Source organism: Vibrio sp. 14N.309.X.WAT.E.F5 (assembly GCF_030397615.1).
GTDB classification, from domain to species: domain Bacteria; phylum Pseudomonadota; class Gammaproteobacteria; order Enterobacterales; family Vibrionaceae; genus Vibrio; species Vibrio lentus.
Window position 1 is genome coordinate 188,178 of sequence record NZ_JAPNXR010000007.1, and the last position, 15,935, is coordinate 204,112.

The following is a 15,935-nucleotide window of genomic DNA, read 5'->3' on the forward strand; positions in this document are numbered from 1 at the left end:
CCAGTTATTTACTTATCCAGTTATCAATAGACAACAAGCAATAGACAACAAGTAACAACGTTTTGTTTGGCTCACTAAATACAAAAGAGAATACAGTGATGAAAAATACGGCTTTAATACTCGCGTTAACCATACCATTTGGGGCTTATGCTGCAGAAGACTCAGTACCAACACCAGAATCGATTACATCCGCACAGGTGTTCAGCACACAAGGTTTCGAAACCTATTCTTACGTTCGATGTTGGTATCGAACCGATGCGTCACACGACTCTCCAGCCACAGATTGGAAGTGGGCAAAAAAAGAAAACGGCGACAATTACACGATCAACGGATATTGGTGGTCTTCCGTTTCTTTCAAAAACATGTTCTACAGTGATGCCCCACAATCTGAAATCAAACAGCGTTGTGAACAGACTCTCGGCATCCAACATGATGCTGCCGACATCACTTATTTTGCCGCAAATAATCGCTTCTCTTACAATCACTCGATCTGGACCAACGATAACGCTGTTCAAGCCAATGCCATCAATCGCATTGTCACCTTTGGTGATAGCCTCTCTGATACTGGGAACCTATTTAATGGATCTCAATGGGTTTTTCCGAACGCTGATTCGTGGTTTTTAGGGCACTTTTCGAATGGTTTAGTTTGGACGGAGTACTTAGCAAAAGCGAAAGATCTTCCCCTATATAACTGGGCCGTAGGTGGTGCAGCAGGTACTAATCAGTATGTCGCGCTGACTGGCGTATATGACCAAGTCACGTCCTACCTCACCTACATGAAAGTCGCCAAAAATTATCGCCCTGAAAACTCACTATTTACTCTAGAATTTGGCCTCAATGACTTTATGAATTACGACCGAGAAGTCGCCGATGTCAAAGCCGATTTCAGTAGCGCTCTGATTCGATTAACGGAATCTGGTGCGAATAATATACTGCTGTTCACATTGCCCGATGCGACTAAGGCGCCGCAGTTCAAATACTCCACCGAACAAGAGATCATTAAAGTTCGCGGAAAGATCTTAGAGTTTAACCAATTCATCAAAGCACAGGCCGAGTATTACCAAAGCTTGGGGAAAAACGTGGTACTTTTTGATGCGAGTGCACTGTTTGCTAGCATTACCGAGAATCCAGAGCAACATGGCTTTAGAAACGCGAGTGACGCCTGTCTTGATATCAATAGAAGCTCAGCTTCAGACTATTTGCGAAGCCACAGCTTGACTAATGATTGCGCGACCTATGGCTCAGACAGTTATGTATTCTGGGGCGTGACACACCCAACTACGGCTACTCACAAATACATCGCAGATCATATCTTGGCGTACTCGTTCTCGACGTTTAATTTCTAGCTAGGAAGAACCCAGCGAGTATCATGAGTTACCGCCTGTAAGTACCGCAAGCTAAGGCTTACACAAAGTACAGATACAAAAAAACCGCCATCCTCGGCGGTTTTTGTTTGCATCAACCTTTCAAAGCTAAGCTTTTAGGTCACGCGAGTTGATTACTCGTCGTCCACTTTTGGTGCGACTTTCTTCTTAGGGATAAACACGGTATCACCCACAGCCACATTTTGGTGGAAGCTCTTATCACGCTTAACTGGTTTCTTCGGCGTTTTCTTAACTTGAGTGTTGGTCTTCTTCTTCGCAGGCCCGCCTTTAGCAAACGTAGGTTTACGAGGCTTAATGCCTTTGAATTTACCTTTCAAGCCTTCAAGCACAGAGAAAGTAAGATCTTGCTGGAGGTAAAGCTCAACACGCTTAAAGCTGTCCCAGTCTTTTGGACCAACCAAAGAGATTGCATCACCTTTGTTACCTGCACGACCAGTACGACCAACGCGGTGCACGTACTCTTCTGTATGCTTAGGCATATCAAAGTTGATAACGTGGCTTACGTTTGGAATATCGATACCACGTGAAGCAACATCGGTTGTTACCAAGATCTTGTAAACCGCACGCTCGAACTGGCTCATGATGGCATTACGTTGCGTTTGGTTTAGGTTGCCGCTCAATGCCACTGCTTTAAGCTTCTTCTCGTTCAACTTATCCGTTAAACGATCAGTATCGGCACGAGTTGCAGTGAAGATCATCACCTGACGGTATTCAGCTTCTTCAATAACGCGATCTAAAATCGCTTCTTTATGATCTAGATGGTCACACAGGTAGAACTTCTGAGTGATATCAAGGTGCTGTTCGTTAGAAACACCAACAGAGATACGCTTAGGTGCGTCTAGCATTTCATTTGCAATGCCATTCACTTCCGCGTGATCAAGCGTCGCAGAGAACATCAACGTTTGACGACGACGGTGCTTAGCTGCATTCGCAATGCGACGTAACTCAGGTGCGAAACCTAAATCCAGCATACGGTCAGCTTCATCAAGGATTAGCGTTTCAACACCATCTAAAAACAGTGAGCGGTGCTCAAGGTGATCAGCAAGACGGCCTGGAGTCGCAACAATAAAACGAGGGTACTTACGCAGAGCTTTAACTTGGTCGTTAAAGTTTTCGCCACCCAAGATAAGTGTCGCTTCGTAAGACAGACCGCCAAGCATGCTACGCAGCTCGCCATAAACTTGTTTTGCTAGCTCACGAGTAGGAGCCAAAATTACACCACGAGGATCTTTAGCAGAAAACGCTTTTGTTTTTAATGCTTTATGTATCATCGGCAACACAAACGCCAATGTTTTACCTGATCCCGTTTTTGATGAAGCCAATAGATCCTTACCAGCAATAGCAACAGGGATCGCTTTTGATTGGATCTCTGTCGCCTTCTTGAAGTCGTAATGTTTTAAGTTCTTCAGTAAGCGGTTATCTAAGCCTAAATCTTTAAAGTGCAAAGGACTCTCCAGTCATGATGGTATTGAATAAAATTAATTTAACGTGACATGATACCGCGAAAGTACTTTATAAGGATAGAGATCACAGTAAATTTATCCTTTTATCTAATGTTAGCCAGAATATTGTAAGCACCGCTAGCAAAGGGGTGACTCCCCTTTCACTGCCTTATTGCCGCACCAAACACTTAATCTCAAAAATGAGACAGATTGTGATACCTAGCTAATTACCTCAAAAATTTAGCAATTTCTTTAGTTATTGTTTTTGCAGTTAAAAAATTAGTCGCTACAATCATTAATGAAGCGACTATATGATAAAGAATGTATAGCGCATCTTTTGATGATAAATAAGCAAGGAGTTCTTATGAATAAGACGTTAATCGCAGCTGCAGCCTCAGTATTTATTTTAGCTGGTTGTTCTTCAGAGCCTGAAGAAGCAGCGGTATCAGAAATGGACCAACTAACAAACCAAGTTGCTGAGCTAACCAGCGAAGTAGAAGCACTTAAGAGTGACAAAGCTGCTGCTGAAATGAAAGCTCAAGAAGCATCTGCTGCGGCTATGGCAGCAAAAGAAGAAGCGGATCGTGCTAACGACCGTATCGATAACATTGCTGAGTCTTACACTAAGTAATTGAGATATAAGCTCAATTAAGCTGTAGATTTCAAAAGACGTATATACATGCAGTAAATTGACAACACCACCTCTTTCGAGGTGGTGTTTTTTATTTAGGGAGAAGAGAAAGAAAGCTTTAAGGCTTTATTCACAACCTATCAAATTAGAACTCAATCACAGGCGGTGCTATTTCAACAGGCACACCATTTTGAGCAAAGATAACTGCTTTCGCCTTTGAGTTAGGAAGGTCTGCATCTTCAAGCCACCATTTTAATTCAACCGGGATTTGCAGTAGTTTCTTAGAGCCGTCACTTCGCGTCAATGGTTCGTGCGCTTCAACAAACACGCTTCTATCAGGCTCTAAAGACACTTTAATCGGCTCATCGATTATTGTGACTTGTTCACCACGACTCACCTGTTCAAAAAGCCACTCAATATCTTTAGGTTCCATACGAATACACCCGGAGCTGACTCGCAAACCAATCCCAAAGTCTTTATTGGTGCCGTGTATCAGGTAATCACCTGCACCGTAAGCAAGTCGTAATGCATATTCACCCAAAGGGTTTTCGGGACCAGCAGGAACCACTCTTGGCAACTCAATCCCTTTTTCTAAGTACTCTTTACGGATTGAATTTGGAGGAGTCCACGTCGGGTTTGGACGTTTTTGGCTTATCTTTGTGATCATTTCAGGAGTATCGCGCCCTACTCGACCAATACCGACAGGGAAGACATGCACCTGATTTTTCTCAGGCTCAAAGTAGTACAACCTCAACTCAGCAAGGTTAATCACAATGCCTTTTCTCGGAGTATCCGGCAGAATTAAACGGCTAGGAATGCTTAACACATAGCCTTCAGCAGGAAGAAAAGGATCGACCCCTTTGTTTGCCGCCATCAAAGAGAGAAAGCCAATATCGTATTGCTTTGCAATAATAGCCAACGTTTCACCCGCCGCCACTTCATGTTGCTGGATTCTGCCCACGATACGACTTTCTTTTGGTGGCAACTCAAAAGTTGCAGCAGACACCCACGTCGAGGTCATCGTGCCTGCAAGCAGAGTTGTTACCAGAGGGAACAAAGTCGTTCTCACAGTAAGCGAGGCGATCTTGCGCAGTTTTGTTTTCATAACGAGCAAAGGCATCAAGTTAGCGCAATACGACATACAATTCCTTGGTTTGTCTTTTATCAAAGTTTAGATTATCGCTGATCAAACGTCTCTACAATGTATTGTTGTCTCTAAACTAATATGCAATAGGTTTATATCTAGAGATTTATTTGTCGTTAGCTTGCAAATTACCCATACAAAATCGATTGCCTTTAAGCTTTCAACACATTTGGTTATCAATATTAATAAAACTATAATGTTGGATCCATTTTGTGACTAAAGTCTCATGGAGCCTCGTTTTAACTCGCTAATATTGCCTCAACAAAACGAATTCAATTCAACAGAATCGGTAATTGATTAAATCCTGTTCCTATAATTACCGTTTAAACTTTGGAGAACGACCATGGCTACACCTCATATTAATGCTCAAGCTGGTGATTTCGCAGAAACAGTACTTATGCCGGGCGACCCGCTTCGCGCAAAATACATTGCTGAAACATTCCTTGATGACGTGAAGCAAGTTTGTGACGTTCGCAACATGTTTGGTTACACAGGCACTTACAAAGGTAAGAAAGTTTCTGTAATGGGCCACGGTATGGGTATCCCATCATGCTGCATCTACGTACACGAACTTATCGCTGAGTACGGTGTAAAAAACGTTATTCGTGTAGGTAGCTGTGGTGCAGTACGTGACGACGTTAAACTGATGGACGTTGTTATCGGTATGGGTGCTTCTACTGACTCAAAAGTGAACCGTATTCGTTTCAACAACCATGACTTCGCTGCTATCGCTGATTTCGGTCTTCTAGAAGAAGCTGTTAACCAAGCACGTGCACAAGAAGTTCCAGTTAAAGTTGGTAACGTATTCTCTGCAGACCTTTTCTACACTCCAGAAGCTGACCTTTTCGAAAAAATGGAAAAGCTAGGCATCCTTGGTGTTGATATGGAAGCTGCTGGTATCTACGGTGTTGCTGCGGATCTTGGTGCTAAAGCCCTAACTATCCTAACCGTTTCTGACCACATCATCCGTGGCGAGAAACTAAGCTCAGAAGACCGTCAAAAATCTTTCAACGACATGATGAAAGTTGCTCTAGAGACTGCAATCAACATCTAACAGTTTGATAAAAGATACATTGAAAAGCGTTACCTCGCAGCCGAGTTCACTTGGCTGCTCAAATAATCCCGAGGGGGAGATCGTGTCTAACGACAAGCTGCCAAAAGATGCGGATGGTTTGCAACTCAACTTTTGTAAAACATTGGCGTGTGACAACTTTGGCTTGAGCGATGCAAAACGGTATGTTTTGCAACACGCGAACCCTAAGCGTCCAGCGATGGTTTGTCGTGAATGTGGAGCTTTCCCCCCCTTACTTAACAATCGTGAAGTGTTAAGCGAACTTCATCGCCTGCGACAACTTCACAGCGATGGCCTTCCTGCTTGCCGCAATGATGATTGCGATAACTTTGGCCTATCGGTTCATACCCACAAACATCTTTACCATGCCTTCGGTTACAGCGGTGACAGGCAACGTTATCGATGCAAAGACTGCCAATCAACCTTCGTTGATAAGTGGTCTGGATCCAATAAAAAACTTCAGTTTCAAGAGAACCTTATGGGCTTATTGTTCATGGGTTATTCCGTACGTGAAATCTGCAGAAAATTAGAGATCAACCCAAAGACTTTCTATGACCATGTTGACCATATCGCCAGCCGGTGCCGTCGCAAATTAGCGATGATCGATGCACGATGGGTTAATCATGCCAAAGACTATCAATTCGCTTCCCATTATCAGCGCTTACAACCACAAAGTAACAACGGTGTGGTTTGGATAGCAACGGGTGAAGCGCATTCTGGATATATCCTTTGCCAACACGTGAATTACTCACAAAATGAAGAGCCATCAGGGAATGTAGATCACAACCCTTATGATGATGTGGCGCGCTTTGTATCCAAAGAGCACTCTTCAGAGGCAAACCTTGAGCTTCCTCAACCGTCAGACAAACTAAAAGAGCGTATTGAACAGCAATACCAAGTGATTCTGGCGAGAGGTAACGTTGAGGACCCTATGGGTAACCTCACAACGTTTAGCTACCCGTCTAAAGGGGCACTCATTCGACCGCCTTATACCTCTTACGCACACTTCTTACATGTTTTGGATATGTGTGACGAGAATAAGCATGTCGCCATTTATATGCCACAAGATCCATTACTAAGATCTGCCGCCCTAAGCGTTTGCTTGCCGCGCATACAGAGTCAAAATATTGACCTTATGTATGTAGAAGAAGATCCTAGCTGGCAAGACGATCAAAGTTTTGAAAAGATCGACATTGTGCACATGAGTTGGTGGCGCGATCGCTGGGCTATCGCAAACCAAGGCGATCAACAAAAAGGCATTTGTTATCTAACGGGTAACAATCCAGAACCAAAACAGTGGTTTAACACTGCCTCTATTCAACAGACTAAATTCTATCAACAACGCTTCCAAGTTCTGTTTGATAGCTTCATTAATGAACCAAGACGTAAACTTCGTCCTGGCGGCATTCTTCCGTTACTCGACATATTCAGGGCTTGGCACAATCTGTGCTACCAAGATAAGCAAGGGCTAACTGCAGCACAGCGTTTAGGTGTAACTGAGCAGCCATTAACCCTAAAGCAACTACTTTCATAGATACCTATAAACCAGACATTTACTTGGGAACTCATTGATTTAAAAGCAACAACATGAGGTAACACCCATAAATGGAAAAGATACATGTTCCTAACATGCTCTACGAAAGATAATTAGTGCTTATCCTAAATCACACTCTTATAATGATTGTGTTATCAATATGTTCGATAATTATGGACCTAAGCCTTGGACAAAAATCAGTATCTTCTTGAAACAGAACTAGAACAACTCAAAACTCGTGTCGACTCTGAACCGTTGGTGATCCTTGAGATTGCACAACAGTGCCTCGTCAGATCTGAGCAAGTTCTGTTTGAAGAGGGAGCGATCCAGTCACTGATGTTAATGGCAAAGTGCAGCTGGAACCTGATGGATTATCAGACTGGTTTAAAGCACATCAAAGAAGCCTACAAGCGGCAGAACCGCTTAGACACCGACGTTTTCCTTCCTGAAATCCTTCACCTACACGCGCTCCAATTCTGGGGGCAAGCCAAATATTATTCAGCTCAACAGTTTTGGATCAATGCTTTAGAGCAATCTGCGCTGGTTGATGAAGTTGAGATACAAATTGAGAGCTTAATTGGCCTCGGCAACATTTGGCGAATGACCCACGAATACAAGCTAGCACGCTCTACCCACCAACTCGCTGTAAAAGTGGCGAATATTAGCCGCATAGGCTGGCTAGAGGGCAAAGCGAGAATACTACTCGCTTGGGATTACTACTTGCTCAACAATTATGTTGAGATGTTATCGGTGTTAGATGGGGCAGAAGAAGCACTTAGAGAACACAAAGATAATACGTGGCACGCAGAAGTGTGGGACTTCCGAGGCCTCGCTCTACTTGGCTTAGAGCGTTTAGATGATGCAGAAAAAGCCACCGCAAAAGCGCACAGCCTTGCAGTAGAACACAACCTAATTTGGATGAAGGCGCACTCTTATATCAGTCGAGCTCGATTAGAACTTTTGCGAAAAAGACCTGAACATGCCGCTGAATTGCTCAAATTAGCTGAACAATCTGCAAACGAGTTCGACAACGGTGAATTGCTGAGCCAAATCTGCTATCAACAATCTTTGGTTGCAGAAGAAAACCAAGATTTTAAAGCCGCGTTAATCGCATTCAAGAAATACCGTCAATATTCTATCAGTATGCTTCGCGAACAAACAACACGAGTTGGCCTCGATAAAGCGCGCAGCTCCAAACGCCAACTTGAACAGAGAGCTCGAAAGCTTATAAACCGCATTCGTGGTCAACATGAATACGATCCAGAAAAGCACTTTTCTTTTGTTGTCTCTGAGACGTTTTGGTGGGAACAACTGGTTCTCTTCAAAACAGAGCTCAAACGTTCGAATCACAGCATCATCATGTTTCAGCATGTCGACCCCGACTACTTAGATGTCTGTACCGAAATCGCTCATACCCTATGTAATCAAAACGATTTCATTTCAAGGCTAAGCTCAGAGCGTGTGGCTCTTATGCTTTCCGAAAAAGGCGATGCGGCAGAACAAACCTTCAACACGCTGACTACCATGCTCGATATCTACCCTTGGCACCGAAAAGGATTAAAAGGTTCAAACCCTACCGTCAGCCTCAATGACATTTTGACGTTCCCGTTCACTCTTGAACAGCTAGAAGAAGATGATGCCGAGGTAAGAGATTGATGGAAACGCTATTAAGTAAAATCACAGATGCTGGCTTAGATCCGTCATCGGTATCGGGTGAAGAAGCGATCATATTCTGGGATCATATTCGCCAACACGTATCTACGACCAAAACAGAACAGGCACACTGTTACATCATCAGTTCAGAATACCGTGCTGAGCTGCAACAAAACCAAGCCAGTATTGATGAGCTCAGGTTAGCACTCGACCTACTCGATTTACCTAACGACATCGAAGACATTCTTACCGTCAAAACCAGCCTAAGTGATCGTCTCGTCGAAATTGGGGATTACACTTCAGCACTGAATGAATTTGTCAGTTCATCGTCAATCGCTGTTGAACACGGCCACATCGATGAGTACGTGTTAGCTATTTTAGGCATGGGTAACCTGTGCGATGCCTATGGCGATCACAGCCGAGCACTACGCTACTATCAAAAGATCAATAGCATTGATCATGCAATAAGTAGTCGTTCACTTCGCCTTAAGTTCAAGCTGCATATGGTCGCGAGCCTTCTTCTGCTCAACCGAATTACTGCGGCTAGTGATCTGCTCAATGAATGCGAAGAACTGAGTATTCTGGTCAGTGACAAACTGCTGACCGCCCAAATCCTGCTTTATCAAGCTAAGGTGCTTCGAGCAAAGAAAAAATACCATGAGGCACTGCGCTGCTTATCCAAGGTTCACTACTCTGCCAATAATACCCAAGCTAGCTGGCTTTCAACCATGACTCGACTTGAGTTAGCACATTGCTTGAATGCAACGGGCAAACAAGAGTACGCAAGCATGATCTTGTTGAGTACAGACAAGCGTGTGAAGGATTACTCTTCACCTGTTTTAGCAAAACGATTCTACGACTCACTAAGTGATGTGTGCATGAATCAAGGCCGTTTCCATGAAGCGCTAAGCTATGAGAAAAAAGGCTATCGAATTGAAACGGATCTCATGAAGCAGATCCCAATCAGTGAACTTGGGTCTAACCAACTGCGCCGCCTATCTCGCTTCGAATTACAGCTAAAACTCATTCTCTCTGAGCAAGAAAATAGAGAGCTGAAAGAAACAACAGAGCAGCATAAAAACGCGGTGGCGCAACTCCAACAAGATGTATTTACCGACCCTTTAACTGGCTTACACAACCGCCGCTGGTTGGATGTAAAACTTAAGGACATGCTGCTACACGAAACACCTTTTGCATTAATGGTGGTCGATATTGACCACTTTAAGTCGATCAATGATGAGCTTAGTCATTTGGTGGGTGATAAAGCGATTGTCAGCGTCTCTCAAGAGCTGCGTGCTTACTTCAAGTTTAGAGGGGCATCTTGCGTTCGATTTGGCGGAGAAGAGTTCTTGGTTATCCTTGAAAACACCAACCTTGCCAAAGCAGAGATGCACTCAGAAAATTACCGCGAGCGAATCTTCCAATTTGGTTGGCATGAGATACTGGGTGAACGCGGTTTAACCGTTAGTATTGGTATCACGTTGCATCGTGAAGGAGAGAATACTCAACGTACCTTCTATCGTGCAGACAAAGCGCTATACCGAGCTAAAGCCAACGGCCGAAACCAAGTGTGTACTGAATAGTAGAAATGACAGGAATGAGCGTGCAGAGTCATTCGTATTCTGCCTCCCCCATCTCAATAATCAGTCGCTCTGAATAGAGCAACTGATACTCACAAAACAGAACTATTGATAGAAGAACAGAGAAATCCCACCCAAGGCGACAAGCGTCCCTATTAGGCTTTGTTTGGAAACCTTTTCACCTTTGAGCGCATAGATCACCAAGATAAAGACTGGGCTGGTCGCTATCAATGTTTGAGCAATCGCAGGGTTGGCATTTTTCAACGCAACCTGCTGAAGCCACAACGCGAGAAACGTTCCGACAAATATCGCCCCTAACAGCCAAAGCTTGTCGAGTTTGGTCATCGCCCACAAATCTCTTTTTATTGATGCATAGGGCTTTTTCTCAACAAACGGAATAACAAGCATCACAGCAAACACACCAATCGTCAGGCGAATCAAAGCACCTAACAACGGCGGAATATCACCTGCCACTAAAGCGTAATGGGAAATGACCACGCCCGAAGCCTGACACACACTCGCCACAAGCCCATATCCAATGCCGCTCCATTGTGCTTTGCCACTAGATTCTCCACTCGCCGATTTAGACGGTTGAAACACGACGAAGGTTACCGCTAACGTCGTTATCACCACTCCTAACCAGCTTTGCAACGTTAGCGCTGCGCCCAGAAACATTAAAGCCAACACACCAGAAAGAGGCGGCGCTAAAGATTCGAGTAATAAGGTTTTATTGGCACCAATTCTTTTCAATGCAGCGAAATAAGCGCTGTCACCAATCGCTATCCCAATGACACCTGAAATGGCCAAGATCCAAAAATGGTTGGCACTGAGTTCAAACTCCGGCATAGGAATAAGAGGCATCACAAGCAGCATCATTCCAGAAGCAACTACGCCTTTAACAATATTCAACTGCATAGCTGAGAAGCGATGCCCAAACTGTCCGTAAATCCATGTTGCACAAGCCCACACAATCGCGGCACCAATTGCAGCAAGTTCACCTATATACATCCGCATTTATCCTTTGTGATTGTGCACGTCATTTAGAATCATCATTGCTATCGCTTCAACAGAAGTTCCAACAAGATTTCCGAAGTCGTTCCTTTATGTGTGATTAGAATTTTATAAGATCTATCCATGCTTTTATTCGCATTAGAAGCGACAACACATTATTTTCAATTCGGTAAATCATTTTTATAACAATTACTTGGATGATAGCGTAGTATATTTATAACTAATATCTAACATTACAAGGATCTGTTATGTTTTTAGACTACTTTGCGCTCGGCTTACTTATTTTCGTAGCATTAGTAATCTTTTACGGCATCATCGTTATTCACGATATTCCCTATGAAATTGCGAAAGAACGCAATCACCCTCATCAAGATGCTATTCACGTCTCAGGCTGGGTTAGCCTATTCACCTTACACACTATTTGGCCATTCCTATGGATTTGGGCAACATTATGGCGCAAAGATCGTGGTTGGGGCTTCGCTAAGCTTGAAGAAGAGCAACACGACATTCATCACCGTGTAGACACCCTAATCGACCAAGTCACTGTGCTTCAGGAAGAAATCGCACAACTTAAACAAACGACACCTACGCAGACCAACACTCAACAAGATCAGAATAACGTTCAAGATCAGGAGGTTAAGTAATGGATTTACTGCTGATAATGACCTACGCGGCGCTTTGCATTACGATTTTCAAAGTATTCAATATCCCACTAAACAAATGGACAGTACCCACTGCCGTTCTTGGTGGTGTGATCATCGTGGGTACACTAATCCTGCTGATGAACTATAACCACCCTTTCACGCAAATTGGTAACCAAGTTTACTCAACCACGCCAGTCGTTTCAGGCGTTAGGGGTAAAGTTATCGAAGTGCCTGTAGAAGCAAACAAACCTCTGAAGCAAGGGGATATTCTTTTCAAAATCGACCCCGTTCCATTCGAAGCTGAAGTCGCAAGGTTAGAAGCCAAGGTAAAAGAAGCAAGCCAAGGTGCGCTTGGAATGGAATCAGAAGTAGCCGAAGCGGAAGCTGCAAAAATCAAAGCCATCGCAGAAAGAGATAAAGCCCAACGTGAGTTTTCTCGTTACAAGCGCGGTTATGACAGCGGAGCCTTTACCGAACAACAATTAGACACTCGCAGACAAGCTTACAAGGCATCAGAAGCCGCAGTGAAAGTTGCAGACGCTAATCTAGATCAAGCAAAAATTTCTTTGGATTCAGAAATAGGTGGCGAAAATACCGCTGTTTTAAGTTTATTAGCTGAATTGCGTAAAGCTCAGTTCGACTTAGAACAAACCGTAGTAAGAGCACCAACCGACGGCTATGTAACTCAACTAGCTCTGCGTCCAGGTGTGATGGCGGTTCCTCTTCCTCTCGCACCGGTAATGACTTTTGTTCACACTGAAGCTCAGTATTATACGGCTGCGTTTAGACAAAATTCATTGCAGCGCCTACAAACCGGGTTTGAAGCAGAGTTCTTATTTAGAGCGTTACCTGGGAAAGTGTTTAAAGGCCGAATTGATGAAGTGATTCCAGCGATTGGTGAGAGTCAATTCCAAGCGCGTGGTGCGTTACTTGGTACAGATGCACTGCGTACTAGTGGCCGTGTGTTCGTTAAGTTAACCATCACAGATGACCTGTCTGACTACCATTTACCTATGGGTACCGCGGTTGAAGTAGCGGTTTACTCAGACAGCTTCACTCACGTGTCTATCATGCGTAAGGTACTTATTCGTATGAAGAGCTGGCAAAACTATCTATACCTAGATCACTAAATGGTCGTAAATATACAACGAGCACGCTTAACGCATTGTTAAGACGAATAAAAAAGCCAGACCTGTTCTGGCTTTTTTGTTTTTTGTTTTTTGCTTAGCGTCTTAAGATAAGACCAACTTTTATTTCAGATAACTAACAATATTCAGTGTGAGCCAAACCTTCAACACAACTCGACTTTTGACTAACCACTTTGATATTACCGCCAGCTCGCGATTGAACGACTCAGCCCAACTAATTTGGCCAGTTCAGAGATACGATACATGCACTTCCCCTCTCATTTCGGTAGCAAAGATAAACTATGAAGCTGTAGTCAGGTCAACAGAATTTTAGACACTTTTCTCGCCTTTTACCTGTTTGCCTTCAAACTGGTAAAGCGATCTGAGTGTGTCTTTTAGCCATAAAACGAGCGGATTGTAGGCATTGCGTTTATGCCAAATCATAGTGAAAGGAATTAGCAATTTATTCGCATGTTCTTCGTCTAACGGAATGGGTAAGCAGGTTAGGTTGGGATGAAGTTGCTCTGCATAGCGCCGGCAGTAATTTGGCGCAACCGTCGTCATAGTGTGATTGGATTGAGCCGCCATAAACAGAGACTGCTCGAAACCTGCAAGCGTAAGGGCAATATTTCGATCTAGTTGCAGATCGGTAAGCACTTCATCCAGTGCCCACGTTTCACTTTTTTCCCACACAATATTGATATGCGGAAATTTAAGGAAAGCCTCAAGATTCCATTCTTCCTGTAAGGCCGGATGATCTTTTCTGAGATACACCACTGGCATATCGTGGAACAGGACCTCGAAATCGATAAAGTAAGGCAGCGCGTCTAGAGACTCTTTTGAGCGCGGATGACTTTCTCGCCCTGAAAAGCCGATATCAGACTCACCACGCACGATGGAATCTATTGAATCGTAATCCCAGTTGCGCATTTTTATCTTCGCGTTGGGATAGCGTTGATACACGCTTTGCGTCAGCTCGTTAAGCATGATCAGTGACAGCGGTGATTCCGCCTCTAGATTCAATCGCACATCTTTGGGCGCGTCATCACCACGAGTCGTGAGAATTTGACTGCCAATCTGCAGCCAATCTTGAAGATCTTTGACCATACTTAACGCGAGTGGAGTCGGTGTTAACCCTCTTGGTGTTTTTACAAACAGAGGATCATCAAACCAATCTCGAAGCTTAGTCAGTGATTTACTCACCGTTGAAGGCGTCACGTTAAGCTTTTTGGCAGCTTTCGAAACACTCTGCTCTTGCAGCAGCAATTGCAGAGTGAACAGCAGGTTGAGATCAAGACGGGCTAGTGGCTTCTTCATAATCACTTTTCACTTGGGAAGGACCTACCCATAGTATTAGAGCAATACTGATAACTCCACCAGCAGCCAGTATAAATACCAACATATTCAATGCACTTAGCCCGATAACACCCATCAACCAGATAAACAGTGCCGAAGTACACACCTGAGAAACGCCCAGTATCGAACTTGCCACGCCTGCTCGCTGTGAGTAACAGCTCAATGCTTGGCTCATCGCAACACCAAAACCCAGTGAGAAACCGCCGCACACGAAAGCAAAACCCAACAACGTGACGTAATGGCCTAAGCCGCCATCAATCGACGCAAGCAAAAAAATAGCGGCAATAACGAAGCACGCTTGTGAAGTCAGCATCAGGTTCTTTTGTTTAAACACATTCAAAGCAAACGGGGCTGAGAAGGAAACCAACATGCTCACCAAAGCGGTGAGTGCCATGGTGTAAGAGTACTGACCTCGGTCGAAGCCAAGCTCAGTCATAATCAGCATTGGAGACACATTCACGTAAGTCAAAATCGCCGTCACACCTAAGCTAGTCATAATCACACGGCTGATAAACAACGGGTCTTTGAACGTTTCGGTTGAAGTTGATTGAGATGTCTCAGATAAAGAAACTTTCGCTAATACCGACTTTGTAACCTTAGGTTTAGTCTCTTTTAGCACGAGCACCGACAACAAACACACCACCACACCCATGCTCGCCATGGTCGTGAACAAACTCGGCCACGGGTAAACCGTCATGATTAAGTAGCCAATCACAGGCGCAAGTACTGGTACGATGCAGGTAATGCCATTCATCATTGACAGCACCTTAGCGCGTTTTTGATCATCTAACACATCTCGCAGTATGGCGAATGCCACGACATAGCATGAGCCCGCGCCAACACCTTGGAAAAAACGTACCGCAAGAAACGGTTCCGCACTAGTGACGATTCCGCCTAACATCGAAGAGATCGCAAAGACAATCGCACCGAAAATCGCGACAGGCTTTCTGCCTACACTGTCGGCAAATTTACCCGCAAACAACATCGTAGTTGCCATGCCCGCGAGATAGATGGAGAACGCGACATGAAGCTGCGCCTCAGAGGCATTTAAGTCCGCTGCAATTTGAGGTAAGCCAACCAGATACAAATCAATGGCTGTTGGATACAAGAGAACAAGCACAAAGCTACAAAACAGAAAACGATACATAACACCCCCACATAATTGGTGTGAGGATAATAAGAGCGAAACGCCAAACTACCGAGTGGCTTCTGCGACAACGGATATTTCCATTTACGACAAACCATCAGTATTTGGATAAAGCGACAGCCAATAATTAGCGAAATAGCAAGGTTTTGACTCAATTCGGCTGAAATTAAGACACCGATTTATCAGCTATAAACCGCAGACTATTAAGC

Annotated in this window: 13 protein-coding genes; 8 read left to right on the forward strand and 5 right to left on the reverse strand. The window is 44.1% G+C overall.

Going from position 1 to position 15,935, the window contains the following annotated elements; all coding sequences use genetic code 11:
• Positions 1–98 precede the first annotated feature (98 nt).
• On the forward strand, positions 99–1,346 hold the full coding sequence (locus OW495_RS10570; protein ID WP_102513213.1) for an SGNH/GDSL hydrolase family protein: 1,248 nt from the start codon (positions 99–101) through the stop codon (positions 1,344–1,346).
• A 152-nt stretch (positions 1,347–1,498) separates the two neighbouring features.
• On the opposite strand, the gene OW495_RS10575 is transcribed toward OW495_RS10570, so the two are convergent.
• Positions 1,499–2,830, reverse strand: coding sequence for a DEAD/DEAH box helicase (locus OW495_RS10575; RefSeq protein WP_102280451.1), 1,332 nt, complete (start codon positions 2,828–2,830; stop codon positions 1,499–1,501).
• Positions 2,831–3,191: 361 nt separating this feature from the next.
• Here OW495_RS10575 and OW495_RS10580 point away from each other — a divergent pair, with 361 nt between their 5' ends.
• The gene (locus tag OW495_RS10580) at positions 3,192–3,458 is read left to right on the forward strand and encodes an Lpp/OprI family alanine-zipper lipoprotein (RefSeq protein WP_029223276.1); all 267 of its coding nucleotides are present in this window, start codon (positions 3,192–3,194) and stop codon (positions 3,456–3,458) included.
• Positions 3,459–3,603: 145 nt separating this feature from the next.
• Here the strand turns inward: OW495_RS10580 and OW495_RS10585 are convergent, their stop codons facing one another.
• A complete protein-coding gene (locus tag OW495_RS10585) occupies positions 3,604–4,599 on the reverse strand; it encodes a L,D-transpeptidase family protein (protein ID WP_102513214.1) in 996 nt (331 codons plus the stop codon).
• A 346-nt stretch (positions 4,600–4,945) separates the two neighbouring features.
• On the opposite strand from OW495_RS10585, the gene deoD reads away from it, so the two are divergent.
• The 4 genes from deoD to OW495_RS10605 all read left to right on the forward strand — a co-directional run bounded on the left by deoD (position 4,946) and on the right by OW495_RS10605 (position 10,444).
• Positions 4,946–5,656, forward strand: coding sequence for a purine-nucleoside phosphorylase (gene deoD / locus OW495_RS10590; RefSeq protein WP_004732072.1), 711 nt, complete (start codon positions 4,946–4,948; stop codon positions 5,654–5,656).
• Between the two features lie 82 nt (positions 5,657–5,738).
• The gene (locus tag OW495_RS10595) at positions 5,739–7,208 is read left to right on the forward strand and encodes a lactate dehydrogenase (RefSeq protein ID WP_029223275.1); all 1,470 of its coding nucleotides are present in this window, start codon (positions 5,739–5,741) and stop codon (positions 7,206–7,208) included.
• A gap of 186 nt (positions 7,209–7,394) precedes the next feature.
• Entirely contained in the window at positions 7,395–8,864 is a 1,470-nt protein-coding gene (locus tag OW495_RS10600) for a hypothetical protein (RefSeq protein ID WP_102513215.1), read from the forward strand.
• On the forward strand, positions 8,864–10,444 hold the full coding sequence (locus OW495_RS10605) for a GGDEF domain-containing protein (protein WP_076667097.1): 1,581 nt from the start codon (positions 8,864–8,866) through the stop codon (positions 10,442–10,444). Before OW495_RS10600 ends, OW495_RS10605 begins: the two co-directional genes overlap by 1 nt.
• A 102-nt stretch (positions 10,445–10,546) precedes the next feature.
• Here the strand turns inward: OW495_RS10605 and OW495_RS10610 are convergent, their stop codons facing one another.
• On the reverse strand, positions 10,547–11,449 hold the full coding sequence (locus tag OW495_RS10610) for a DMT family transporter (RefSeq protein ID WP_102513216.1): 903 nt from the start codon (positions 11,447–11,449) through the stop codon (positions 10,547–10,549).
• A gap of 251 nt (positions 11,450–11,700) precedes the next feature.
• Here OW495_RS10610 and OW495_RS10615 point away from each other — a divergent pair, with 251 nt between their 5' ends.
• Both OW495_RS10615 and OW495_RS10620 read left to right on the forward strand, forming a co-directional pair.
• Positions 11,701–12,096, forward strand: a complete 396-nt coding sequence (locus tag OW495_RS10615) for a DUF3302 domain-containing protein (RefSeq protein WP_102513217.1) — start codon at positions 11,701–11,703, stop codon at positions 12,094–12,096.
• Positions 12,096–13,226: an HlyD family secretion protein gene (locus tag OW495_RS10620; protein WP_065104452.1), complete on the forward strand. Its 1,131-nt coding sequence runs from the start codon at positions 12,096–12,098 to the stop codon at positions 13,224–13,226. The genes OW495_RS10615 and OW495_RS10620 overlap by 1 nt, the downstream gene beginning before the upstream one ends.
• A gap of 327 nt (positions 13,227–13,553) precedes the next feature.
• Here the strand turns inward: OW495_RS10620 and yidZ are convergent, their stop codons facing one another.
• A complete protein-coding gene (gene yidZ, locus OW495_RS10625; protein WP_102513218.1) occupies positions 13,554–14,540 on the reverse strand; it encodes an HTH-type transcriptional regulator YidZ in 987 nt (328 codons plus the stop codon).
• Positions 14,515–15,726 (reverse strand): MFS transporter, encoded by a 1,212-nt coding sequence (locus tag OW495_RS10630; protein WP_102513219.1) that lies wholly within the window; start codon positions 15,724–15,726, stop codon positions 14,515–14,517. The genes yidZ and OW495_RS10630 overlap by 26 nt, the downstream gene beginning before the upstream one ends.
• Between the last annotated feature and the right edge of the window lie 209 nt (positions 15,727–15,935).